The 24,861-nt window shown below is 50.8% G+C and carries 21 protein-coding genes; 18 read left to right on the forward strand and 3 right to left on the reverse strand.

What is annotated here, in order from left to right:
• From lptC to ahcY, 17 genes are all read left to right on the forward strand, one after another.
• On the forward strand, nt 1–275 hold a 275-nt coding region (gene lptC, locus KOO63_08960), incomplete at its 5' end, for an LPS export ABC transporter periplasmic protein LptC (protein ID MBU8921936.1).
• Nucleotides 238–1,029 carry an LPS export ABC transporter ATP-binding protein gene (lptB, locus tag KOO63_08965; GenBank protein ID MBU8921937.1) on the forward strand — a complete coding sequence of 264 codons (792 nt, stop codon included), beginning with the start codon at nt 238–240 and terminating at the stop codon, nt 1,027–1,029. The genes lptC and lptB, both read left to right, overlap by 38 nt.
• Before the next feature lie 18 nt (nt 1,030–1,047).
• The gene (rpoN, locus tag KOO63_08970; protein ID MBU8921938.1) at nt 1,048–2,451 is read left to right on the forward strand and encodes an RNA polymerase factor sigma-54; all 1,404 of its coding nucleotides are present in this window, start codon (nt 1,048–1,050) and stop codon (nt 2,449–2,451) included.
• Nucleotides 2,452–2,478: 27 nt separating this feature from the next.
• Nucleotides 2,479–3,399, forward strand: coding sequence for a lipoyl synthase (gene lipA, locus KOO63_08975; GenBank protein ID MBU8921939.1), 921 nt, complete (start codon nt 2,479–2,481; stop codon nt 3,397–3,399).
• Nucleotides 3,396–3,944, forward strand: coding sequence for a ribosome-associated translation inhibitor RaiA (gene raiA / locus KOO63_08980; protein ID MBU8921940.1), 549 nt, complete (start codon nt 3,396–3,398; stop codon nt 3,942–3,944). Before lipA ends, raiA begins: the two co-directional genes overlap by 4 nt.
• A gap of 34 nt (nt 3,945–3,978) precedes the next feature.
• A complete protein-coding gene (gene hprK / locus KOO63_08985; protein MBU8921941.1) occupies nt 3,979–4,947 on the forward strand; it encodes an HPr(Ser) kinase/phosphatase in 969 nt (322 codons plus the stop codon).
• A gap of 64 nt (nt 4,948–5,011) precedes the next feature.
• On the forward strand, nt 5,012–5,401 hold the full coding sequence (locus tag KOO63_08990) for a hypothetical protein (protein ID MBU8921942.1): 390 nt from the start codon (nt 5,012–5,014) through the stop codon (nt 5,399–5,401).
• Nucleotides 5,402–5,469: 68 nt separating this feature from the next.
• Complete coding sequence (locus KOO63_08995; GenBank protein ID MBU8921943.1) at nt 5,470–5,952, forward strand: PTS sugar transporter subunit IIB; 483 nt, start codon at nt 5,470–5,472, stop codon at nt 5,950–5,952.
• Between the two features lie 17 nt (nt 5,953–5,969).
• Nucleotides 5,970–8,156, forward strand: coding sequence for a DUF1926 domain-containing protein (locus KOO63_09000; protein ID MBU8921944.1), 2,187 nt, complete (start codon nt 5,970–5,972; stop codon nt 8,154–8,156).
• Nucleotides 8,153–8,851 carry a PTS sugar transporter subunit IIC gene (locus KOO63_09005; protein ID MBU8921945.1) on the forward strand — a complete coding sequence of 233 codons (699 nt, stop codon included), beginning with the start codon at nt 8,153–8,155 and terminating at the stop codon, nt 8,849–8,851. Before KOO63_09000 ends, KOO63_09005 begins: the two co-directional genes overlap by 4 nt.
• Before the next feature lie 41 nt (nt 8,852–8,892).
• Nucleotides 8,893–9,633, forward strand: coding sequence for a PTS system mannose/fructose/sorbose family transporter subunit IID (locus KOO63_09010; GenBank protein ID MBU8921946.1), 741 nt, complete (start codon nt 8,893–8,895; stop codon nt 9,631–9,633).
• 32 nt (nt 9,634–9,665) lie between these two features.
• Nucleotides 9,666–9,935 (forward strand): HPr family phosphocarrier protein, encoded by a 270-nt coding sequence (locus KOO63_09015; GenBank protein MBU8921947.1) that lies wholly within the window; start codon nt 9,666–9,668, stop codon nt 9,933–9,935.
• Nucleotides 9,936–9,945: 10 nt separating this feature from the next.
• Entirely contained in the window at nt 9,946–11,730 is a 1,785-nt protein-coding gene (gene ptsP / locus KOO63_09020; protein MBU8921948.1) for a phosphoenolpyruvate--protein phosphotransferase, read from the forward strand.
• A gap of 51 nt (nt 11,731–11,781) precedes the next feature.
• The gene (locus KOO63_09025; protein MBU8921949.1) at nt 11,782–12,855 is read left to right on the forward strand and encodes a bifunctional phosphoglucose/phosphomannose isomerase; all 1,074 of its coding nucleotides are present in this window, start codon (nt 11,782–11,784) and stop codon (nt 12,853–12,855) included.
• The gene (locus KOO63_09030; protein MBU8921950.1) at nt 12,855–13,829 is read left to right on the forward strand and encodes an NTP transferase domain-containing protein; all 975 of its coding nucleotides are present in this window, start codon (nt 12,855–12,857) and stop codon (nt 13,827–13,829) included. Before KOO63_09025 ends, KOO63_09030 begins: the two co-directional genes overlap by 1 nt.
• Nucleotides 13,830–13,943: 114 nt before the next feature.
• The gene (gene metK, locus KOO63_09035; protein ID MBU8921951.1) at nt 13,944–15,086 is read left to right on the forward strand and encodes a methionine adenosyltransferase; all 1,143 of its coding nucleotides are present in this window, start codon (nt 13,944–13,946) and stop codon (nt 15,084–15,086) included.
• 90 nt (nt 15,087–15,176) lie between these two features.
• On the forward strand, nt 15,177–16,433 hold the full coding sequence (ahcY, locus tag KOO63_09040) for an adenosylhomocysteinase (GenBank protein MBU8921952.1): 1,257 nt from the start codon (nt 15,177–15,179) through the stop codon (nt 16,431–16,433).
• A gap of 193 nt (nt 16,434–16,626) precedes the next feature.
• Here the strand turns inward: ahcY and KOO63_09045 are convergent, their stop codons facing one another.
• Genes KOO63_09045 through KOO63_09055 form a run of 3 tightly spaced genes read right to left on the reverse strand, consistent with a single transcriptional unit; the run spans nt 16,627 to nt 20,818 of the window.
• Nucleotides 16,627–18,288, reverse strand: a complete 1,662-nt coding sequence (locus tag KOO63_09045; protein MBU8921953.1) for a GWxTD domain-containing protein — start codon at nt 18,286–18,288, stop codon at nt 16,627–16,629.
• A 33-nt stretch (nt 18,289–18,321) separates the two neighbouring features.
• The gene (locus KOO63_09050; GenBank protein MBU8921954.1) at nt 18,322–19,401 is read right to left on the reverse strand and encodes an LptF/LptG family permease; all 1,080 of its coding nucleotides are present in this window, start codon (nt 19,399–19,401) and stop codon (nt 18,322–18,324) included.
• 34 nt (nt 19,402–19,435) lie between these two features.
• On the reverse strand, nt 19,436–20,818 hold the full coding sequence (locus KOO63_09055; GenBank protein ID MBU8921955.1) for an LptF/LptG family permease: 1,383 nt from the start codon (nt 20,816–20,818) through the stop codon (nt 19,436–19,438).
• Between the two features lie 340 nt (nt 20,819–21,158).
• Between KOO63_09055 and KOO63_09060 the strand changes: the two genes are divergently transcribed.
• Nucleotides 21,159–24,861, forward strand: a 3,703-nt coding sequence (locus KOO63_09060; GenBank protein MBU8921956.1) for a hypothetical protein, incomplete at its 3' end; no start/stop codon positions are given.

Raw genomic sequence — 24,861 nt, forward strand, 5'->3', positions numbered from 1 at the left:
ACCTTACAGCTCTTGGTAATGTAGTGGTCACTTCGCGTGAGGGATATGTACTCGAGACCGAAAGCCTTGTCTGGTTGAACATTGTCGAGCAGATCCATACAGAAGATTTCGTAAAGGTGACTAGAGGGGCCGATATCCTTACAGGGTATGGTTTTCAGGGATATCCGGAATTGAAGAATATAGATATCAAGAGAGATGTCAGAGCCTATTTGAAGGACGATGAGGGACTCGTCGACGATGAGGTCGAAAGGGAGCGTACGGGTAGTGAGGAATAACAGCGCCGAAAACCTGGAACCAGAAGTCGAAAGGGTCGGCCTCGGATGTGTCGGGCTGGTAAAGGTATATGGGAAGAGGTGTGTGGTCGACAAGGTGTCGATCAAGGTGAAGAGGGGGGAAGTAGTAGGGCTTCTGGGGCCGAATGGCGCCGGCAAGACCACGACTTTCTACATGATCACAGGGATGATCAGGCCCGACGGAGGAGAGGTATTCCTCGACGGAGATAATGTGACGTCCCTGCCGATGTATAAAAGGGCAAGAAAAGGTATCGGGTACCTCCCCCAGGAGGCATCGATATTCAGGCAGCTCAGCGTGGAGGACAATCTCAAGGCGATATTACAGACCCTGCCCATTTCCAGGGCGGAGCAGAAAGAGCGCCTGGAATCACTTCTCGCCGAGCTCAATATCGAACATCTGAAAAAGAGCTACGGGTACCAGCTTTCGGGAGGGGAACGAAGGAGAGTCGAAGTGACGAGGTCGCTTGTTACCGATCCATCGTTCATGCTTCTCGATGAACCTTTTGCCGGAATAGACCCGATCGCCGTCGCCGATCTTCAGGGCATCGTATTGAAGCTCAAGGAGAAAGGGCTCGGTGTGCTTATAACAGACCATAACGTTAGAGAAACATTGTCGATAACAGACAGGGCCTATATAATGTACGAAGGGAGCATCAAACGCTCCGGAACCGCGGATGACCTTGCCTCTGATCCCGAAGTGCGGGAGATATATCTTGGAGAGGCATTTCGTCTGTAAGAACAGGATGGATCAATCATGGAAATGAAGATGGGGATGCGACTCGGAATGCAGCAGAGGCTGGTAATGACGCCACGACTTCAACAGGCGTTGAAATTGCTGCAGATGCCGACCCTTGAACTTCAGCAGGTACTCAAGCAGGAGATCCTTCAGAATCCTCTCCTGGAGGAAGTCGACGACATTGTTGACAGCCAGGAGGATGATAAGGATGATAATGAAGAAGAAAAGGAAGAGTCGGCCGATAAGGACGATCAGGACGAATGGGATGATTTCTACGACACGGCATGGACCGGTGGCGGGACCGCCGAGACGGAGGAAAGAGAGGATTTCGTAGAGAGAGTACCGGTTGCCAAGCAGAGTCTGTCGGAATATTTTTTCAACCAGTTGCGTCTTGCCACTGAGGACGAGCGGTTCCTGCAGATCGGTGAGTATATAATCGGAAGCCTTGATGATTCGGGTTACCTGACCAGCAGCATAGAGGATATTGCCAGGACGTTCGACGCTGATACGGCGGAGATCGAGGGAGTATTGAAACTCATCCAGACCTTCGATCCTCCAGGTGTGGGAGCCAGAGACCTCAGGGAATCTCTTCTTATCCAGCTGGAGATGAAGGGACTTGAGGACAGTATGGCCGCACAGATCGTCCGTGGACATTTCGAGGAGTTCAAGCAGAAGAAATATCTGGATCTGAGTAAGAAACTCAAGATCTCGATGAAAGAGATCCAGAACCAGGCTTCAGTCATCGGCACCCTCAATCCCAAACCCGGGTTGGATATTCTGGCAGACGGCCCAAAGTATGTGATACCCGATCTCGTCGTGGAAAGAGTGGGCGAGAAATATGTGATCTTCCTCAACGACCGTAATGTGCCCCGGCTTCGGATCAGTCAATCGTACAAGGACGAACTGAGGAGCAATTCGGACATCGACCCGAAGACCAGGGATTTCATCCAGGGCAGGTTGAAGAACGCCAAGTGGCTCATTCAGACTATAGAGCAACGTCGCAGGACGATGATAAAGGTAATGGAAAGTATCGTAGAAGAGCAGGCGGCATTCTTCGAAAAAGGAACCGCTGCCCTCAGGCCCCTCACTCTGCAGCAGGTGGCCAGCAAGATCGGGATGCATGAATCCACGGTCAGCAGGGTGACGACCAATAAATATGTACAGACTCCACGCGGGGTCTTCGAATTGAAGTTCTTCTTCAGCTCAGCTCTCAGTACACAGTCGGGAGAAGAAGTCTCGGCCAAGAGTGCCAAGCTGAGGATCAAGGGTATCATTGCCAACGAGGATACGAAGAAGCCTCTGAGTGACCAGAAGATCGCCGATATCCTTGAAAGTGACGGATTGATAATAGCTCGCAGGACAGTTGCCAAGTACAGAGAACAGCTTGGCATACTTCCGGCAAGGCACAGGAAAGAATATTGATTTTTTACCTGGAGTACTTTGCGATAAATGACTTTACAACCTGAAGTTCATGGTGCTGGCCGACTCCCGGTCTGGCTCAAGAGGAAGATACCTCTGCTTGGCGAGTGTTCGCGTATAGAGAGTACCGTCAGGAAGAGAGGGCTGCATACTATCTGCAGGGAGGGGCTCTGCCCGAACAGGGCCGAGTGCTATTCGAAGGGTAAAGTCACGTTTATGATGCTCGGCGATACATGTACCCGCGATTGTGGTTTCTGTAGCGTAGAGCATGGGAAGCCTTTACCCGTCGATTCTGGCGAACCTTCCCGCATAGCGGACGCCTCCCGGGAATTGAGACTTGATCATGTGATAGTCACTTCCGTTACCAGAGACGACCTTTCTGACGGTGGAGCATCTCAATACGCCGATCTGATCAGGTGTCTGAAGGAGATCGATCCAGCGCCTGTAGTAGAGGTCCTTGTTCCCGATTTTCGCGGGGATATGGACGCGCTACAGACGGTGCTCGATGCACGTCCCGATATCTTCTCACATAATATCGAGACGGTGAGGCGACTATTTGGAGAAGTAAGAAAAGAAGCGGATTATGACGGGTCTTTATCACTCCTGGCTGAGGCTGGGAAAAGGGACAGGAGGATCAAACTGAAGTCTTCGATGATGCTGGGGTTGGGAGAGAGGACGGAAGAGGTCATTGAGACGATGAAAGACTTGCTGGGAGCCGGTTGTCATTTTGCTGCCCTTGGGCAGTATCTGCGTCCGGGACTTGACCAGGTGCCGGTGAAAGCCTATATTCCGCCGGAAGATTTTGCATTGCTGGAAAAAAAGGGTTACGAGATGGGATTTCTGGAAGTGACGGCGGGACCGCTCGTCAGGAGTTCGTACCAGGAAAACCAGATCGATCGATACCTGCCGGATGCCCCCAAGCAGGGGCCAGGGCAAGGAGGAAGAATATGAAACTGACTACGACAGCCAGACATTTTGAAGCTGAACCCGGCCTTCTTGAGCATACCGAGGAGAGGCTGCTTAGGCTGAAGCGCTATTTCGATCACATCCTTAATGTCGATGTCATTATGTCAGTCGAAAAATTCCGTCATATCGCGGAAATCAATGTCCATGTAAACGGGCATGACTTCAACGCCAAGGAAGAGTCGGAGGATATGTATACCTCCATCGATAATACCGCTAAGAGTCTTGAACGCCAGATAAAGAGGTTCAAGGCCAAGCTCAAGTCGAGCCATCAAAAGAGTAAAAAGCATATGAAGGAACACATCCCGCGTGAAATCGTCATCAAATCTGACAGTGTGGGCAGTGCGAGCGGGATCGAGTTGCTCGAAAACATCGACAGGGAACTCGTGATGCTGAACGTGGAAGAAGCAATCCTTTCGATGAACAAGGTCTCCGAAGATTTCCTTCTTTTCAATAATACTGAATCGGGGAGACTGAATTTTGTTTATAAACGTTCGGATGGACATTATGGTGTTATAGATATTTCAGAATAAGTTCCTGTCATTTAAAGTGCCGGAGGAAGAAGATTTGGTAAATGAACATTCAGTTCAGCTCTTTTTCGAGGAGAACGCCGAAGAATTCAAACTCGAGGCGCTGACGGATGAGTTGTCGAGTCCGATACCGATAACGACATCGGACGTTCATCGCCCCGCCTTTGCGCTGGCCGGATTTATGGAGAATTATCTCCATGAGCGAATCCAGATACTCGGTGAGACAGAGATCCTATACATCCGCTCTCTGGATGCAGATACACAGAGAGAATCTATCGGCAGGCTTTTCACCCATAAACTCTGTTGTATCATCGTGACGAAAGCGCTTGAGATACCGAAAGATCTTCACACTCTTGCTACCGAGCACGGGGTGCCAGTACTGAGGACTGCGATGCAGACCACCGACTTCATCCACGTACTTACTGCGGAGCTTGACTATGTTTTTGCTCCCCGGACCATGATCCACAGTTCACTGGTCGACGTTTACGGAGTTGGTCTGCTGTTTACGGGAAGAAGCGCGATCGGTAAGAGTGAGATCGCTCTCGATCTGGTCGAACGAGGTCATCGGCTGGTAGCTGACGATGTCGTCGAGATAGTGAGGCATGGTGACGTGCTTATAGGCCGAGGACGTGATCATCTCAGGCACTACATGGAGATCAGGGGAATAGGGATAATCAACGTCATGGACCTTTTTGGCATTCGGGCCGTCAGGATACAGAAGAGGATCGAGGTCGTCGTCCGTCTCGAAGATTATGATCCGGATAAGGACTGGGAAAGATTGGGACTGGATGACCAGGTGACCGATATCCTGGGCGAGGAAGTCAGGCAGCTTGTCATCCCGATCTACCCCGGAAAGAATATCACTGTAATATCCGAAGTGATCGCTCTGAACCACATGCTCAAGGTCTACGGTATCGATGCGGCCCAGAGGCTGGATCAGCAGCTTCTTAATATGATGGAAAGCGACAAGAAGACAAGAAGGTACCTTAAGTATGATGTAGAGTGACGGCAGGAAAGAGTTTGCCGGACGATGTCATTCGTCCAGGCCGTCATGATGATCAGAGGTGATCGTGAACGAACCTACAGGAATCATAGTCACACACGGGGGGCTTGCCCGGGAACTGCTGGACACGGCCGAGCAGGTCGTGGGGAAGATACCTTTCTGTTACGCTATTTCCAACAGGGACCTTGCCGATGAGGCTCTCGTATCAATAATAAAAAAGATAATAGAACAGACTGATCCTTCGTTCACCTTTCTATTCACTGATTATTTTGGCAGTTCGTGTGCTCTCAACTGCGTGAGGGCGGTCAGGGACATGAATGATGCCGTGGTCATCAGCGGGATCAATCTACCGATTCTTCTTGATTTTGTCACTAAACGGGGCACAATGAAGCCGAAAGAGATCATCAATAATCTCATCCTTCGTGGCCGGGAGAGTGTCAAGGTCATCGATATCTGAACAATAGTTCCAGCATGCCCCGGCAGGGCAGTTACGGGCAGACATCAACCAATCGCAAAGATGAGGTGGTGAGACAGAGGATGATAATCGTTCTGAGGATAGATGACAGGTTGATACACGCACAGGTCGTGATCGGGTGGGGCAGAAGCGTCAAGCCCGACAGGATTGTCATCGCGGACGATGACGTAGCTGCCAACGAATGGGAAAAGCAGCTTTATACCTCAGCTTCCCCCGATTTCAGGGTCTCGATCCTGTCTATAGCAAGGGCCTTCGAGCAGATAGATGGGGGAGTGTTCGATAAGGAGAAGATAATCCTGCTGGTGCGAGGGCCAAAGGATGCCATGCGCCTGCTGGAAATGGGACTTGATCTCGATGAAGTGAATGTAGGGGGGATGCATTTTTCAGAGGGCAGGGAAAAGCTGCTCGATAACATCTATCTGGACCCGGATGAACGCGACACCTTGAGGGAAATGGTAAAAAAAGGGATCACTCTCGAGGCAAGAGCTTTGCCGGACAGCGAGAAGGTCATACTCAATTCGATGGTTGTCTGACAAGGGGAAAACGAAAAATGGATAAAAAAGTTCATTTTGTATTGGGCATACATAATCATCAGCCTGTCGGCAATTTCGATCATGTGATAGAGGACGCATACCAGAAAGCCTATCGGCCATTTATAGAGGTGATGGAGGAATATCCGGATATTCCCTTCGCACTTCATAACAGTGGTATCCTCTGGGACTGGCTGGAAGATAAACATCCCGATTACATAAAGAGAGTTTCCAGGATGGTCCGCGGTGGAGGGATCGAACTGATGTCAGCGGGATATTACGAACCTATTCTTACTGTGATTCCGGAAAGAGACAGACAGGGCCAGCTGGCGATGATGAAGGATTATCTGGTGGATCGCTTCAAGGCAGAGCCGAGAGGCTGCTGGTTGACCGAGAGGATATGGGACCCCCACCTGCCGGATACACTTGCAGGTGCTGGCCTCGAATATGTCATCGTAGATGATTCACATTTCAAAAGTACCGGATTCCTTTCCAGCGAGATGCGTGGATATTTTATGACAGAGGAAAACGGTTCATATATAAAGGTCTTTCCGATCGATCGGGGTCTTCGCTATCTTGTCCCGTTCCATGAGCCGGAAGAAGTCATCAAATATTTCAGGGAGATCTATGAAAACGGCGGTGACCAGAGAAAGATAGCGGTCCTGGCAGACGACGGGGAAAAGTTCGGGTTATGGCCAGGCACAAACGACCTCTGCTACAGGCAGGACTGGCTACGGCGGTTTTGCGATGCTCTGCGGACCAACAGTGATTGGCTCAGTGTGACGACATTTCCCAAAGTGATAGATTCTGTTCGGCCTCTGGGGATAGTCTATCTGCCGACCGCTTCTTACAGTGAGATGATGGAATGGGCGCTGCCGCTGAAAGCGCAGGTAGCCCATCAGCAGGCTAAGGAGATTCTTGAAGCGAGTGGTTCTTTTGCTGAACCTGCCGAGGCTGTCAGGGGAGGGCTCTGGAGAAATTTCCTCGTAAAATACGAAGAAAGTAACTGGATGCACAAACGGATGCTTTCGGTGAGTAAGAAGATAGATGAGTGGAACAGAAAAGACCAGGTCGGGTCTTCCACAGATCATTCATCCGTATACCATAAGGCACTTTCACATCTTTACCAGGCTCAGTGCAATTGCGCGTACTGGCATGGGCTGTTCGGTGGACTGTATCTTCCACACCTGAGAAGCGCGATATTCAAACATCTGATAGAGGCTGAGAATGTCATATCGGATGATGAGAGCGACGGCCGGTCTCCCTCATGGGAGATCGTCGATATGGATGGAGACGGAGTGGATGAGATACTCGTGGCCAACGATTCGATGAGAGCATGGTTCAAGCGCACGGGAGGCACGTTGCGGGAGCTGGACAGTATCTCACCCGCATTCAATCTCACCGACACCCTTACCAGGCGTGAAGAATTGTATCATGTCGATGTCAAAAGAATAGGCGAAGAGGGAGGGGGAGATCCGGACTCCACAGTGAGTATTCACAATATGGCGGTAGTCAGGGAAGAAGGCCTGGAGAAGAAGCTGTATTATGACGGAGACCCCCGGTTGTCACTGGTCGACCGGTTTCTGCCAGTTGGTGAAGGGGCTGGAGACATCGGGAAAGGTATATTTACCGAGATCGGGGATTTTCACGATGCGCTCTACGATCTGAAGACCGAATCGGACAATGGGCTTCGACTTGTTTTCACCAGAAAAGGAAGCGTAGCGCAGGATGATGAAGAAAGGGCAGTGGTCCTGAAGAAAATCGTATCGATCGATGGATCTTCTCCGGCACTGGATGTGGAATATTCTATCACTCCCGAGGGTGGTGGTCTCAGTTGTCGCTTTGCGGTGGAGAATGTTTTCTCATTTCTCGCGGGAGACGCCCCAGACAGGTATTTCGAGTTCCCCGGCAAAGAACTGGATGACAGAAAACTGGCCTCGACCGGTGAGGTCGCAGGTGTGAAGGAGATGTCTCTGGTCGATGAATGGCTCAATCTCAGGGTGGACCTCGAGATGGAACCGGCATCGCTTTTCTGGCGTTTTCCTGTCGAAACGGTGTCGAACAGCGATTCGGGTTACGAGAGGGTCTATCAGGGCTCAGCGGTCGTTCCCCTGTGGGATATCGATGCTGCTGATGGCAAAACAGTTATTTTCAGGATCAGGATCATGGTAAGACCGGCTTTTGACGGGGAGGGGATAGATCGATGAGTCCGTTTCTCGCTGTCGCCCTGGTCGGAGGTGTTCTTGCCGTAGATCACAGAAGCTCCCTCAAGTTGATGATATCACAGCCGATTGTTGGAGGCCTGATTACGGGAATCGTTCTTGGAACGCCCGCGGAGGGGTTTCTCGTTGGATCTCTGATGCAGATGATGTTTCTTGGCCTGGTGAACATAAGGGGCAGGACGACACCTGATCTACCTGTCGGTGCAGTTGTAGCGGCCGCACTCTATATCCTGACATCCGCTGAGTCGGGTGGGGACCAGCTGCTCAGGGGGAACGTGCTTTTCTGGTCGATCCTGACCGGTATCCTGGTAGCGGGACTGGGTCAGTATCTTTACGCGATATGGGAAAGGTCCTCGGTCGGTTTGACGAGTGCAGCCTTCGGATATGCCAGGGAGGGAAAACTACGGCGGGCTTCGATCATTCATATTTCGATCCTCCTGGTACATTTTGCCTATGGAGCCCTGCTGATACTTCTGCTGGTACCTGTCGGCAGAATAGCCCTTTCGGCTCTTGTAGAACTTACGTCTCCGGTCGAGGGTGGGGCCCTGACCGCACTCACAGTGATTTTACCGTTTATAGGCGTCGGTTCGCTCATGAGATTATACAGGTCTCGATCTCAGGTGTTCTGGTTCATAGCGGGTTTTCTACTTACGATTATGATCGTTCTGATGAGAGGGTGATATGGGCTGGGCTGTAATATAGGTTCTGACAAGAGGTTGCGATGTTAAGAACACATCTTAATATGATGTGGAGACTGTTTTTCCTTCAGAACTCTAGAAACGACAGGACGATAGACGGCCTGGGGTTTTTCCATGTTCTCTCACCCCTTTTCAAGGATATTGCCGAGGATGAGAATGAACTGGCCGATATGACGGGCAGGCACCTCGGCTACTTCAACGCCAATCCCATTCTCGCATCCTACATCGTCGGCGTTATCATGCATCTCGAACTGAAGAAAAAGGCAGGGGAAGATATTAGCTCGGACAGGATTGACAGGGTGAAACAGACTCTGTCGGCTGTACTTACGGCAAAAGGGGATTATTTCTTCGAAGTCATATTAATTCCGCTTGCATTGACAATCGGCAGCATTTTTGCTATCTATTCCTCGTATATCGGCCCGATTATCTTCCTGGTCTCTTATAACCTGTATCATCTTCATTCGAGGATCGGTGGTTATAGGACGGGCCTGTTAATGGGAGAGGATGTCGGGCGTGAACTCGCCGGCACTTTGTTCAGGGAACAGAAGTTTCTCGGTGGATTCGCCGCCTTCGTATCCGGGGTTTTTGCTGCTCTGGTCTTTTTCAGGGGATGGAGCCTGGGCGGTTACCGATTTGTCATATGGGGTCTCCTGGCACTGGCCGGCATCTTTTTGCTTGGCAGGAAGATTTCCTTGATATGGGTGGTACTTGTATTATTTTTAGTTTCGGCAATATTTCTGGTCGTTTTCAATGGCGGCCTGTAGCAGGAGGAGAGGTCCCTGGTGGGGGCAGTACAATGGTCACTGGAAAAGTCAAAGTAGAGAATAAGAATGGAATACATCTAAGACTGGCTGGTGAACTGGTCAAGGCCGCTACCAGGTTTAAGGCAACGGTCATGATCGGCAGGGACGGGGAACTGATCAATGCCAAGAGCATGCTTGGGGTGGCGGGACTCGGCGCGCAATACGGCACTGAACTGGAGTTGAATGTCGATGGTGAAGATGAGAAGAATGCTCTCGACACACTGGTCGATTTGATTAAAAACAGGTTCTACGTGGAAGAGTGAACAAATGGATATGAGTTCTAAAAAGGAAATGATATTCACCGGTATTCCGGCGGCGCCGGGTATTGCCTTTGGCCAGGCTTTTGTCGTGAATATCGAGGATCTCCCGGTGACGGCCGAGCCCATCGAGGACGATATGGTCGAGGATGAGATCGCCCGCATGGAATCGGCGTTGAAACAGACAGGAGAGGAACTGTCCGGGCTTCACAGCACCCTGGAGGCCGAGATGGGTGAAGAACACGCAAAGATCCTTGATTCACATATTATGCTCATCGCCGATGAATTGATGAAAACCGAGACGATCCAGATAATAAGGAACGACAAGGTAAACGCCGCCTGCGCGTTCTCAAGGGTGATCGACAAGACTCTGAGGACCTTCGACCAGATGGAAGATCAGTATTTGAAGGAGAGAGCCGAAGATATCCGTGACGTCAAAAAAAGGGTCATAAGAAATCTGTTCGGACACAAGGTGGAAGGGCTTGCAAACCTCAGAAGAGAGGCTGTTGTCGTAGCGCACAACCTTACGCCTGCCGATACGGTCGGGTTCAGGAAGAAATTCGTTAAGGCCTTTGTCTCGGAGATGGGCGGAAGCACTTCTCATGCCGCTATCATAGCCCGCTCCATGGGCATCCCTGCGGTAGTGGGGCTGGATGAGGTTCGCAGCCATATCAAGCCGTTCGACGAATTGATAGTAGACGGGATATCGGGGCAGGTGATCCTGCATCCGAAAGAAGAGACTATAGCTCTTTACGAACAGGCCCAGGAAAGATTCCTGGAGATGGAAGAAGAGCTGCTGACGATAAAAGATTACCCGGCGGTGACTCTCGATGGGCGGACGATAGAACTGTCCGCCAATATTGAGACGCTCGACGAAGTCGAAGATATAAAGAGTCATGGCGCGAAGGGCGTCGGACTGTTCAGGACCGAGTATTTTTTCATCACCCGCGGGACCCTGCCGGGCGAGGAAGAACAGTATCGCTATTATTCAGAGGTTGTAAAGAATGTGGCTCCGGACCCGGTGCTCTTCAGGACTCTGGATATCGGGGGAGACAAGATCGCGGCATGGGTCGACGACACCCAGGAAGAGAATCCCTTCATGGGCTGGAGAGGTATAAGATTCACTCTATCCCGCAAGGACATATTCCGGACACAGCTTCGAGCGATATACAGGGCCGCGGTCTTCGGCAGGGTGCGTATCATGTTTCCCATGGTCTCCATTGTGGACGAGGTCAGGCAGGCTATGGATATCTGCAGGGAAGTCCAGGATGACCTGAAAAGGGAAAATTACCAGTTTGACCATAACGTGGAGACAGGGATCATGATCGAGACTCCATCCGCTGTGGCCATGGCCGATGTCCTGGCAAAGGAAGTCGATTTTTTCAGTATCGGTTCAAACGATCTGGTACAGTACGCCCTGGCTGTGGACAGGGGGAACAGCAGGATCTCCTACTTGTACAGCCCGATGCACCCTGCCATCATCCGGCTTATAAACGATACGGCACAGGTCGCTCACAACAACAATATCTGGGTTGGGCTCTGCGGAGAGATGGTGGCAGATGCCCGGGTGAGAGGTACTCTTCTCCTGATAGGTCTCGGGCTTGACGAGTTCAGCGCGAGTGCCTATCTGATACCGGAGATCAAGAAGATCATCCGTTCGGTCACATACGACGAGACAAAATCCATGGTTAAAATGGCGCTCACAAAAGCCACGGCTACTGAAGTCGTGGAGCTGATAGACCAGTTTATCGAGGAAAAGAGACCGGAACTCAAGGAACTCATTCCTAAAGGTGCGATATAGGAACATCCGATAACATACAGGTATTCTTAAAACGTCTGCCGGGAGAATCGAATGGCTTCGGAAGCCGGTGAAAAACATTACAGCATCGATGTCGATAGAATGATCGACCGGGTCCTGGAGATGCCTGACCAGATGAGGCAGGCATGGGAGTTGGCAGGCGCTTTCGCCGGAGAACTATCCGCTCCCAAGTCGCAGATCGTCATCTGCGGGATGGGTGGCTCGGCGGTAGGCGGCAGATTGTTGAAGGACCTGATCGGCAGGGAAAAGGGCGCGTTGATCCACCTTGAGAGAGGTTACCTGTTGCCCGCTACCGCTGGAACAGATACGAAAGTCATATGTGTCAGTTACAGCGGAAATACCGAAGAAGTCATCAGCACGTTCAGAGATGGATTGTCGAAGGGGTGTGAAGTCTCGGTGATCACTTCAGGTGGCATCCTGATGGTAGAAGCTGTGAAGGCCGGTGTGCCCCTTCTGAAGATCCCGGGCGGTATCCCTCCAAGAGCTGCTATAGGTTTTCTGTTCACGCCGCTTCTCCGGATCGTGGTCGAATGGGGATTATTCTCTCTTCACGGGAACGATATTTCTTCGGCCACGGAAAATACGGAAAGTCTGCTTGATCGATGCAGGCCGGATGCCGACCTGGCGGGAAACAGTGCTCTGCAGCTGGCACATCGTCTTTATGGCAAGGTTCCATTGATATACAGTGGTGACGGATTACTTTCCGGCATATCGTACAGGTGGAAATGCCAGTTGAACGAGAACAGTAAATGTATGGCCTTTTCGAATACTTTTCCCGAACTCGGTCATAATGAGATCATGGGCTGGGAATGTCCCGAGAAGCTGAGGCAGGATATCTTCCTGATAATGCTTCGTGACGGGGATGATCATCCCAGAGTGCAGAAGAGGATGGACGTGACGAGGTCGATACTCGAACCGCTGGCAGGTGGTTTTATAGGTCTGGAAAGCGATGGTGGGGCAGGGGAACCCGACCGATTGTCGAGACTTCTTTCGATGTTGGCCATGGCGGACCTTACAAGCGTCTATCTTGCCGTAGAGTACGGAAGAGACCCCACGCCGATAGGCAAGATAGAGGAAATAAAGAAAAAGCTCGGATCGGAGGATTGATGAAAGCTGTTATTCCGGTAGCCGGAATTGGAAAGAGACTCAGACCGCAGACACATACCAGCCCGAAGGCTTTGGTGACGGTGGCGGGAAAACCGATTCTCGGACATATCGTAGATGGGCTCATCAATATGGGTGTGACTGAACTTGTGCCTATCATCGGTTACAAGGGAGAGCAGATAAGGGAATACCTGACCAGTGAATATGATATAAAGATGAATTTCGTCGTACAGACGGAGCAGAATGGGATCGCTCATGCTGTGTCTCTGACGAGGGAGTTTGCGGACAGCAGCGAGTTGATCATAATCCTCGGTGATACGATCATCGATACTGATTTCAGCAAGATACCCGAAGCTGGAGACTACGTCCTCGGAGTAAGGGAAGTGGAGGATCCACGGAGGTTCGGGATATGTGAGGTGTCTGGAGGAAAGATCACAAGTATTGTCGAGAAACCTGACGATCCGAAAGGCAACCTCGCTATCGTCGGACTTTATTATTTCAAGGATTCTTCACCCCTCTATGAGGCATGCGCACACGTGATAGAGAATGATATAAAGACGAAGGGTGAGTATCAGATCACCGACGCACTTTCCAGAATGATCGATACAGGTATAGAATTCAGTCCTTACGAGATAGGCGACTGGTTTGACTGTGGCAAGGTAGAGACCCTGCTCGAGACGAACCGGATCCTGCTTGAGGGTATGGAACCCGTAAATCACGGTGTGAACACCGTGATCACAGGCCCCTGCTTTATCGCGGAGGACAGTGTAATAGAGAATTCCGTTATCGGGCCGTATGTGACGGTTGCCGGTGGATGTTCGATCAGGGATTCGATCATCAGCAATTCGATATTGAATACAGGCAGCTGTCTTTCGAACGTGATCCTGGACCATAGCGTTATAGGAACTGGAGCAGAAGTAAAAGGTAGAAAGGGAAGTCTGAATATAAGCGACGACTCGCAAGTCGACCTTGGGTGATGAAGATTCTTTTCGTGAGCCCTGACCCTGCGAGTATCGATAGATAACTGATTTTTACAGAAATGAAAACTTAAACTGAACGTGGACTGAATAGAGAATATAGAAGGAGGACACATGTCGGAAAAACATCTTTTTACATCGGAGTCAGTCACGGAGGGACATCCGGACAAGGTCGCTGACCAGATATCGGACAGCATCGTCGATGCCATCCTGAGCGAAGATCCACTAGGCAGGGTTGCCTGCGAGACTCTTGTTACGACTGGTATGGCGTTTATCGCCGGCGAGATCCATACGAAAGCCTATGTGGATATTCCCACTATAGCGAGAAATGTGGTTCATGAGATCGGTTACGACGATCCGAAACTTGGATTTGCCGCACAGACTTCGGCTGTCATCACATCTATAGACGAACAGTCCGGGGATATAGCCATGGGGGTCGATACGGGCGGAGCAGGGGACCAGGGAATGATGTTCGGGTTTGCCTGCAGACAGACGGACGTCCTTATGCCGATGCCGATCCATATGGCACACAAGCTTGTCAGGAAGATGTCAGAGATACGCAAAAGCAAGACTCTCGATTATCTGAAGCCCGACGGGAAATCCCAGGTGACTATAGAGTACATAGATAACCTGCCTCACAGGATCGATACGGTCCTTCTTTCCACACAACACAGTGAGGATGTATCGATCGAAGAGATCAGGGAAGGCCTGACAGAGAACGTGATCAAGCCCGTGCTGTCGGAATTCGATGTAGACAAATCAGATTACCGGATACTGGTCAACCCCACGGGCCGGTTTGTGAAGGGTGGACCGAGCGCCGACACGGGGCTGACGGGCAGAAAGATCATCGTCGATACTTATGGTGGTTTCGGAAGTCACGGCGGAGGAGCTTTCTCCGGCAAGGATCCCACGAAGGTAGACAGGTCCGCGTCGTACGCGGCAAGACATGTCGCCAAGAATATTGTCGGAGCCGGACTGGCTGAAGCCTGTGAAGTTCAGCTTGCCTACGCTATCGGCGTGGTAGAACCGGTCTCGGTCATGGTCGACACTTTCGGTACGGGTAAGCAGACTGATGAAAAACTGACAGCAGTCGTTCGCGAAGTCTTTGACCTGACGCCAAAGGGAATCATCGAGAGGCTTGATCTGCGCAGGGGTATTTACAAGCAGACAGCGGCCTTCGGACATTTCGGCAGGGAAGAAGCAGATTTTACATGGGAGAAACTGAACTTTGTCGATATCTTGAAGGCAAAGTTCTGATAAAGATGCCGGACCGGGAATCCGAAGTCCGGATAGAGTTGGATCGATTAATTAGAAGGTTTTTACAGGAGATATCTGAAAGGATCAAGAATGAACTACGACGCGAAGGATCTGGGCCTCGCTCCGGCAGGGAAGGAAAGAATCGAGTGGGCGGACGAGACGATGCCTGTTCTAAAGACGATCAGGGCCCGTTTCGAGAAAGAAAAACCTCTGGACGGGATCAGGATCGCGGCATGCCTTCATGTCACTACAGAGACGGCCAACCTGATGCGTACGCTAAAGGCCGGTGGAGCGGAAGTGGCTCTCTGTGCTTCCAACCCTCTCAGCACTCAGGACGAAGTCGTCGCGTCTCTCGTGGAGGATTACAAGATCTCCACTTTCGCTATCAGGGGTGAGGATAACGATACATACTACAAGCACATCAATTCCGCGCTCGATCTGGAACCCCAGATCACGATGGACGATGGGGCCGATCTCGTATCGCTGGTCCATAAGGACAGAAGAGATCTGTTGAAGAACGTCATAGGCGGATCTGAAGAGACTACGACGGGAGTGATCAGACTCCGGGCGATGCAGGTAGCTGGTGTGCTGGAACACCCAATGATCGCCGTCAACGATGCTATGACGAAACATTTCTTTGATAACAGGTATGGGACCGGTCAGAGTACGATCGACGGTGTGATTCGCGCAACGAATACTCTTTTTGCTGGTGCCAGGGTCGTTGTCTTTGGATATGGATGGTGTGGACGCGGGACCGCGATGAGAGCGCGTGGCATGGGAGCTAACGTGATCGTCGTCGAGATCGATCCTGTAAAAGCCCTTGAGGCCGTAATGGATGGGTTCCTCGTGATGGAATCGATGGAAGCTGCAAAATTGGGCGATATATTCATCACGCTGACCGGAAACATCTCTGTGATCCGCAGGGAACATTTCGAACTGATGAAGGATGGCGCGATCGTGGCGAACTCCGGACATTTCAATGTCGAGATCGATGTAGAGGAACTCGACAAGATGGCCAGTAGCAGTAAGCATATTCGTGACGAGATCGACCAGTATATGCTTCCGAACGGGAGAAAGATCAACCTGCTGGCCCAGGGCAGGCTTATCAACCTTGCGGCGGCAGAGGGTCATCCCGCTTCTGTGATGGATATGAGTTTTGCGAACCAGTCATTGAGCGCGGAGTATCTGGTGAAGGGTGACGTGAAACTTGAGAATAAGGTCTACCCGGTTCCGGAAGCAATCGACAGGGAAATCGCCAGGTTGAAGCTCGAAGCGATCGGGTCAAAGATCGATAAGCTGACAGCGAAACAGGTGAAGTATCTGGAGAGCTGGGAAATGGGCACGTAGCTGAAGACAGTTAAAAGGGGGGCGTTATTGCGGACGAAAGCCGGTTAAGAGAACGGCTTTCTTACCGCAAAAGCGCCCCCCTTTTCTATATTAGCAGCAAGGGAAAGTAGTCAGGAGAACGTCTTTCTTACTGCAAAAAACAGGGGCCTTTTGCTATCAGGCCGACTATAGAAAGTAGGGGGAGAACGGCTTTCTATTCCAGTATCGAAAAGTTCGAGCGTTGTTCCACAATCTGGCGGGTACGGCGGTCCATCACTTCGACTATCAGGGTGAAGGCGCCTTTCCAGAGATTGTCAGTGGCTATTTCGAGGCGATGAGTCTGGGTCGAACCAAATCCAGAGGTCTCGAACACTGAGCTTATCACTGGGGGGGGGTCCTCGAGTACGGGGCCTTTGCGGCGTTTGGTCACCGGGATGATCCTGTAGTCGATCGAATAGAACGCCAGGCCTTCGCTATCTGTGTCAAACCCGTAGATCTCGAAGTAGAAGGTGAGGGGGTATGGGATCTTGTACGCGTGCAGGGGATGGGGCACGACCTGCAACTCGCCCTTCTGGAACTTCACCAGGCCTTCGACTTCCCTTATGCTGCTGGCGAAGAGGATATCGCTGAGAGCGAGGCCCCTGTCCAGTGATTTCAGTTCAATATTGGTCCTGAATACACCTTTCTTCCCGGAGGCGGTGTCGGTGGCCTCGAGACCCAGTCTGTAGTAGCCCGGTTTGAGAGCGACGACAAGATGTCCCGGGATGTGACTCGGTCCCTGCCAGACATCTCCACCTGTCTGCAAGGCATTCACTACATCGCTTACCCTTGCGACTTCGTTCATGTCCATGTCCCGCACGAGTACATCAAGTTTGATATCGGCCGTCAGCAGATCATCTTTCCGCACAAATTTTATTTCGCTGGTCGGGATCTCGAAATTGACCTCAGTCCTGATTACGTTTTCGCCGCCGCTGAAGTTGGTGACGTCGAAGAATATCGGAAGCTGGTCGTCCCTGAGTTCGACCGAGTATATGACGGGATTTTCCTTCATATATTTGTAGAAATTGTTTTTGCTCTTCTGCTGTTTCTCGGCCTGAATCGCGGCTATCATATCCTTGGGGATCTCGCCCCGGATATTCGGGTCGGCGATATAGTCTATTCGGTCAGGGTTGAAATTCATGATTCCCGCGAGCTCCTGATCGGTGACCACGTTTTCTAGTTCCTCAGGCAGAAACTCCATAAATTCGGCAAGCGCTTTCAGCTTGTCTGACTGTTCCCGGCCTGATAGCCCGTAGCTCTCGAAGGCGAATATGAACTCGCCCTGGAGACTGAAGTTCTGGAAGGCGACGAGCATGTCGAGGGAATGGTAGTACCACATTTCTCCCGGAGGGACCATGCGGTAGAAGCCGATATCGGCGGGAATAGTCCTTCTCTCGGCAGGCATGCCGTAACGGATAAGCATTTCGCCTCTTTTGTCCCAGCCGGGAGGCTTTTTCATCGGGAAGAGTTTTCGGGCGAGCTTGACGCGGGCCTCATGCTCGGTTTTTCGTTCGTTATCAGGGGATGCGGGTGTAGGGTCGAGTTCGATCCAGAACCGCTTGATCCAATCTTTTCGTTCGATCCTGTTCCCGAGAGAGAGGAACTGCTTCATCTGATGCTTGTTCATCGAGTATCGCAGGCCGAAATATGTGACGAGCTCTTTCTGCGGCAGCTTTACAAGTAATTCATTCTCACCCTTGAATTCCTCGGCTGAGACCGTCGGGGGAGAGAGGATAATAAGGGAACAAATGACGATGAAAGATGCAGAGATCGGAAAGATGATTTTATTCAACATATGAATTATCGGGACATGTTTCGTAAAGAGTAGATTATTCAATTCATCCCATCCCTTTTTCGATATTCCTGCCTTCTATTGATTCGCTCTGTGCAGCAGGATCACTCCAAGTAGAAAGAAGACAATATTCCCCAGCCAGGCTGAAAGCATCGGTTCGAGTACACCACTGTGACCCAGTGCCTGGCCTATACGGAGGATGCCGTAATAGGTGAAGCTTATCAGCAGTGTCATGCCGAAGCCGGTCGCCATAGAGGGCTTTCGCTTGGCGGACGACAGGGCTACCCCGATCAGCGCGAAGATCAGTGACGTGAACGGGAAGCTGAATTTAAAATAAAGGTCGACTTTGTATTTGTCAACCGATCCGCCCCCTCTTCTCACCTTATCGATATGTTCCAGGAGTTCAGAAAATCTCATTTCTTCCGGTTCGATATCTTCTTTGGAGAAGTCTCCCGGTTTTTCCGGTAGTTCGGGCATCTCCCTTCGCCTGAAACTCGATATCGATTCTCCCGAGTCGTGAAAATCCCTGATAGCGCCATCGACGAAGACCCATTTCAATCCATCCCAGAATGCTTTTTTCGCGTCGATCCGTCTGGCGAGGGTCGGCCCATCGTACTCGTTTACAATAACATTTACCATCATCGACATCGATATGTCATAACGTTCGGCGTAATAGGTCCTTGAGTTTTCTCCCTGGTAGTGCAGATCGGTCTTGTACCTGAACGAACTGCGCTTCTTTCTCTTCTCGATCTGGACCAACATGATCTCTTCTGATTTTCTCTTAGACATGGGGACCAGTATGTCGTTGAAGACTATGGAGGCACAGGTGATAAAAAGGGCCGAGATCAACAGAGGCATTGCCACCCGGATGAGGGATGTTCCGGATGCTATGAACGCGGTGAGTTCATTGTTGCGGGATAATTTTCCAAGAGTAAAGATCGTAGATAAAAGAACGGCTACGGGCGTGACGAGAAGAAGTATCCAGGGCAGTTCGAAGAGATAGTACGATGTGACCTGGAATATCGTCGCGTCATGGTCGATGAAATTGTCTATTTCCTCGTTGATATCGACCGTGACAAAGATCACGGCGAAGGCGATAAGTCCGAGGAAAACATTCCGCCAGAATCCGGACAAAATATATCTGTCATGAATACGCAATGCCCAACTTCCCTTTAACCGTACTGAATCCGTTTTACCGTGAACGCCACCTTTTTACCAGATTGAACTTCGTCCAGTTGATGGTCTGCGATTCGCGAACGGTGCTCCATGTGAGCAGTCCGGCCGCAAGGAACAGAATGATGTTCGGCGACCACATGGCCAGCCACGCCGAAACATACTGTCTGTCAGCGAGTTTCTCTCCACTGATCAGGAACATGTAATATACCAGAAAAAAGACGATACTGAACCCAATCGACATCGTCATCCCTTTTTTTCCCGAACGTATGGCCAGGGGCGCTCCCAGCAGTACGAAGATGATGCAACTGAACGGTATGGAGAACTTCTTGTGTATCTCCACCTGGAACCTGCTGATCATCCTTTTGGAAGAATCGATTATCCGGGCAGCGCTTTCAAGATCGTGAAGCACTTTTTCCTCCTGCCGACCGGTAGCGCGGGCTTCTACAGATGCTGAATGGTCGGGGATGATCCGTTCCGGCTGACCGCCTGGTTTTTCCCCGGCGAGGGAGGGGGCAACTTTGGAAAGCTGATCGATCATCCTGTCTGCGGCTCCTATATGCATCGTTTTTCTGTAGCCCTCGATCTCCTGTTGTTTTTCCGTAACCCTGTCCTGCATCATCTTCACCGTCATCTCCCTGTCCGATCTGTGACTTCTTTCGGAACGTTCGAGACTACGGTCAATATCCTTCATGTTGAGCGTAAAATGACTGAAGAGAGTCTTCCTGTAGGTTGAAATATCTTTTGGATCGGGCATCTCGTGGATCTCGCCGTCCTCGAGCTCGAACCTGAGTGAGTTTTCCTCGTACACATAATACATCTTGCCACGGTCGGCAATGATCGTGGTCGGAATGTTACCTTTCTTCTTATGGAAGATCTGGACATCATGGATCTCGCCTGTCTTGTCGTTTTTCTGTTTGACCAGGATCGTGTAGCCCTGGATCGCGCTTGAAAAGATGTTTTCCTTTATCTCCAGCGTTGGTTTCATCTTGCGGATATCGAGGTAGAGATTAAGGAATCGATGGTTGCTCTCGGGCAGGATGGCGTTCTGGTAATGTACCTGCCCGAGGAAGAGAAGGAAGGATGCGACGAACACCGGAAATATCATCCTGTAGAGTGAGATCCCGCTTGATTTCATGGCCGTGATCTCGTTGCCGGAGGCCAGTTGTCCGAAAGCCATGAGCGTAGAGGGCAATACCGACATTGGAATGATTAATGCGAACATATGACCGAGGCTGAGGATGAAGAACTCGAGTACAACGAGGAAAGCGACACCCTTGCCGATAAAGAGATCGAGGTAACGGAAGAGGAAATCCATAACGAAAACAAAGGTGATTATAGACAGACTGAAGAAGTATGGCTGAAGGTGAGCCTTGAAAATATATCTGTCAATTATATGCATAATTTGCAGTTACCATGTTAAGCCGTAAGTCCAGAGCCGTTTCTCCGGCCCAGTGAAAAAGATGCAATCTTTGTTCCGGGGCCGTCTGGACATGTAGAAGACAAATAGACCGTGCACTGCTGACCCCCCTGGTCCTCTGACAAATCGACCGGCAGGGGTGTGGTGTATTTGTACCCTTTTGTGGACAGGGAGGGGGTTTTCTGTATCTTTTCAAGGACAGAATGCCAGCCTCCTGGAGCTCCGGGTAGAACGATGTAACACCGTTGTGGTTACATCAAGTAATTTATCATATTATGGTTTGCGCTGGACAGTCAATTCTGGCATCTTCAATTGAGGGTGGATGAAGAAACAGAACGGAAAAACAAACTGTCTCCATGATAAGTATTCCCGGCTGTTAATGCTACCGGGGGATTCTGCCTGTCGCAAAGGACCACTCTCCGGTCGACCAGGGTCAGGGGCCGGTGTCCTTTCAACCCCCAAAGGCTGTTCATCGATCATTGGGGCGATTCGTCAACTCCTTTTCCTGCTGATGGTTCTGCCGCTTGTACTGCTTGCCCTACCCCTGAACGCGCAGATCGTCGATACTGCTGAAGATATCTGGAATATAGATCTTCTCGATATATCGGAGCAGATCGAAGTAAGATATTATATGGCGGAAAATGAGGGTCGTGTCCCCCCGAAGTATCTGCTCATCAACAATATCTGTTTCTTTCCGAACTTTCTTCAGAGCGAATTCGATCTAAGGAAACTATTTATTGAATACGATCCGATCACCGGCCGGATATTCAAATACAGGGTTCCCCGTACTTATTCATTTTCCAGAACGGAAGAGCGAGACGGTGTCTACTATGTCAGAAGCATGAGGAATGTAGATATTCCGGGGATGTCTATACGATCGTATTCATTGGATGAGCGCGCTGATGTGATTGGCATCGCGGGATTCAAAAAATCCTGGATCTCGGACATAAGGTACAACCTCCAGCGGGAGAGACAATCACGGCGTTCTGGAGGCCTGATAGACCTTAATATACCGATCAAGTTGCCGAAGCAGATCGAGTGGCTGATCGGTGATGGGGAAGAGACAAGGTTGACCGTATCTGGTAAGGAGACGATCACGATAGGAGGGACGTCGAAATGGTGCGCCAACTGTCCGGTGACTGAGGGACGGCCGAAGCAGCAGAAATTTCCCGACCTCGATATGGAACAACAGCTCACAGTCAATCTTCACGGAAATATTGGCGAGAAGATACATGTGAATATAGACCATTCCAGCATGGGGTCAGGTATGGGTTCGACGAACAGGGTGAGCCTGAATTACGAGGGGCTGGATGACGAGATAATCAGGTCCATTGAAATGGGCGATACGGACCTTACTCTCAGCGGAGCCCAACTGATAAGCTATTCGGGTGCGGCGAAAGGTCTGTTCGGCGTGAAAGTCAAGGCGCAGCTCGGTATCGCCGACATAACAATGATCGCCAGCAAGGAGGAGGGCGAGAGCGCCACCGGCAGCTACTCAGGAACTGGAGGACAGAGCAGCGAGACGACTATACCCGACTATAATTACATCAAGAGACAATATTTCTATTTCGAGACTCCGGGCGAGTCTTTCGAGACGCCACAACCGGGATTTATTAATTCTTCGATCCGGTATTTTCCAGTGATCGGCGGGTCCGATAACGATATGATCGAGGTCTTCATCTCCCTCGAACAGTATGAACTTCAGAATTACCAGGGCGGAGCAAAGCTCCAGTTGAAAGCCTGCGCCGACCCGGAAAACGACGGAGTGACGGGGGACGAGGAGGACAACATCGTCCAGTGGTACGGGATCCTCAGAGAGAATGACGCGACAGGCCAGGGAGATTACTCTCTTATCCAGCTGATCGGTGACGACAGCCAGGTCAGGTATCTCGGGATCAGGCTTAATTCACCTCTCAGGGATACCAAGTCTCTTGCCGCCAGGTACAAGTCAGATGGAGGATTCCCCGATGAACCAGCGCAGCATTTTGAGGTGGGCGATTATAATATCTACCCCGATATCCCCGAGGAGGAAATCCTTCTTGCCGAATTGATATGTCCCGAGGCGGATAACCAGAGCGACCCCAAGACGAAGGGAAGATTCTGGTCGACATGGAACATGATGTTCCGGAACATCTATTCTCTTGGAGGCGCCGGCCTTGCCGACGGCGCCATAAAGGTCAGGATAGACAAAGTCTCGACGATTATCGGAACAAAGTATATTCAAAAGGATACAGGGCTCGATTTTATGCAGATCTTCGGTCTCGATCAGGAGAACACCGAAGGTCTCAGGGCACCGGACGGACTGGTAGACGACAAGAAAGGCGTCATCAATTACTATTACGGATATATTCAGTTTCCGTGGTTCGAACCTTTCAAGATACCGAAATCGCAGCTTGTCACCTACCTCGATCCGGCTTATGAACCCGACCCGTTCTATACTCCCTCAGCCGGTGTTGAGGCGAACGCCGATTCAGTGTTGAAGTACCTCGAACTGAACGAGATGATCTATCTCGACTATGTCAAAGAGGGACTGAACAATCCCCCCAACAATTTCGATATTGTGATAGAGACGAGCAGTGGCAGTCGGACATTCCAGCTCAACGCATTCGATATCATCCAGGGGACAGAAGTCGTTTCGGTCGATGGCGAGAAGCTGTCCGCCGGCACGGACTACACGATCGACTATTTATCCGGGACTGTAACTCTAAAGGGAGACCGCCTGCTTACGATGACTTCAGACAGCAGGGTATCGATAGAGTATCAACACAAGCCCCTGGTCGGTGGAGGCAAGACGTCCCTGCTGGGGATAGGGGCCAATTTCAACATTTCGTCCAATTCAAGGATGAATGCCAGCTTTCTCTACAATTCGGTCGGAACACCGCGGTACAACCCACGGCTCGGCGACGAACCGACGAGGATGATGGCGGCCGACATAAACGGATCGTTCCAGTTTTATCCACAGTGGATGACATCGATGGCAAACATGCTGCCGCGAGTCGATACCGACGCGCAGAGCAGCCTGAACATAAGTGGTGAGGTGGCTGTCTCCATCCCGAATCCGAATACGAAGGGAGAGGCATTCGTTGACGACATGGAAGGTGTCGAGAACAGCGATCAGGTGACAGTTGTCAGAAAGCTGTGGTACGAGGCGAGTCCTCCGATCGATCCTCTGAATCCAGGGTCGATCCTCGATCCGGTAACGGATGCCGATTTCTTCTGGTACAATCCTGTTCGAGAAGAAACGAGCCCACTCTATAAATATACAAGCAGCAAGAGAGATCTCAACCCGAGACTGGATGCGAGAGAAAACTCCGCGATAGCTTCCCTCTTTCTAAAGACTATCGATCCCCAGCCGGGTGACTGGTGTGGAGTGATGACCGGATTCGCGGGCGGACTCGACGTGCAGACCGCGCAGTATCTGGAGATATGGGTGAACGATTTCACGCTCGATCCAGAGGACAGAAATGGAGTGATCCACATCGATTTCGGCAGGATCGACGAGGATTTCCATCAGCCGGAACTGGATGCCTTCGATGATGAGAGACAGATCGATTGGACGAACGAGTACGATACCGGTTTCCCCGACGATGACCTCGGTGTATATCCGACCAATTTTGACAACACATGGAACGACAACTGGAAAATCTACAATGGTATCAACTCGCGTGAGAACAATAACTACCATGATACCGAGGACCTCAACCGCAACAGCAGGCACGACGTGAGAAACGAATATTATTCCCTCACCCTGAACCTTGCGGACACAGCGCTGATCGACATTCAGAGAGATTTTCCCAAGGACCAGTATTCCGATTACTGGAACGATGCGACAAAGACAGAGGCGTACGGTGGCGGCCAGTACCAGGTAAATAGAAAGAAATCCTGGAGGATGTACAGGCTGGACCTTTCAAAAGTCGAAAACCCATCAGGTATTCCCCCAAGAATGGATGCATTACAGCATATCAGGATCTGGGTGGAGAATCCATTTGAGCTCAGGGCTCAGGCCGAGAACGACGGTTTGATAG

The organism is Candidatus Latescibacterota bacterium (genome assembly GCA_019038625.1).
Classification (GTDB): Bacteria; Krumholzibacteriota; Krumholzibacteriia; order Krumholzibacteriales; family Krumholzibacteriaceae; genus JAGLYV01.

Bases quoted from the DNA above. Each gene is read 5' to 3' on its own strand.
- raiA (MBU8921940.1), top strand. From the start codon at position 3,396: ATGAAACTGACTACGACAGCCAGACATTTTGAAGCTGAACCCGGCCTT.
- ptsP (MBU8921948.1), top strand. From the start codon at position 9,946: ATGAGTTCTAAAAAGGAAATGATATTCACCGGTATTCCGGCGGCGCCG.
- ahcY (MBU8921952.1), top strand. From the start codon at position 15,177: ATGAACTACGACGCGAAGGATCTGGGCCTCGCTCCGGCAGGGAAGGAA.
- metK (MBU8921951.1), top strand. From the start codon at position 13,944: ATGTCGGAAAAACATCTTTTTACATCGGAGTCAGTCACGGAGGGACAT.
- lptB (MBU8921937.1), top strand. From the start codon at position 238: ATGAGGTCGAAAGGGAGCGTACGGGTAGTGAGGAATAACAGCGCCGAA.
- lipA (MBU8921939.1), top strand. From the start codon at position 2,479: ATGACTTTACAACCTGAAGTTCATGGTGCTGGCCGACTCCCGGTCTGG.
- KOO63_09025 (MBU8921949.1), top strand. From the start codon at position 11,782: ATGGCTTCGGAAGCCGGTGAAAAACATTACAGCATCGATGTCGATAGA.
- KOO63_09010 (MBU8921946.1), top strand. From the start codon at position 8,893: ATGTTAAGAACACATCTTAATATGATGTGGAGACTGTTTTTCCTTCAG.
- KOO63_09005 (MBU8921945.1), top strand. From the start codon at position 8,153: ATGAGTCCGTTTCTCGCTGTCGCCCTGGTCGGAGGTGTTCTTGCCGTA.
- KOO63_09055 (MBU8921955.1), bottom strand. From the start codon at position 20,818: ATGCATATAATTGACAGATATATTTTCAAGGCTCACCTTCAGCCATAC.
- rpoN (MBU8921938.1), top strand. From the start codon at position 1,048: ATGGAAATGAAGATGGGGATGCGACTCGGAATGCAGCAGAGGCTGGTA.
- KOO63_09030 (MBU8921950.1), top strand. From the start codon at position 12,855: ATGAAAGCTGTTATTCCGGTAGCCGGAATTGGAAAGAGACTCAGACCG.
- KOO63_09015 (MBU8921947.1), top strand. From the start codon at position 9,666: ATGGTCACTGGAAAAGTCAAAGTAGAGAATAAGAATGGAATACATCTA.
- KOO63_09000 (MBU8921944.1), top strand. From the start codon at position 5,970: ATGGATAAAAAAGTTCATTTTGTATTGGGCATACATAATCATCAGCCT.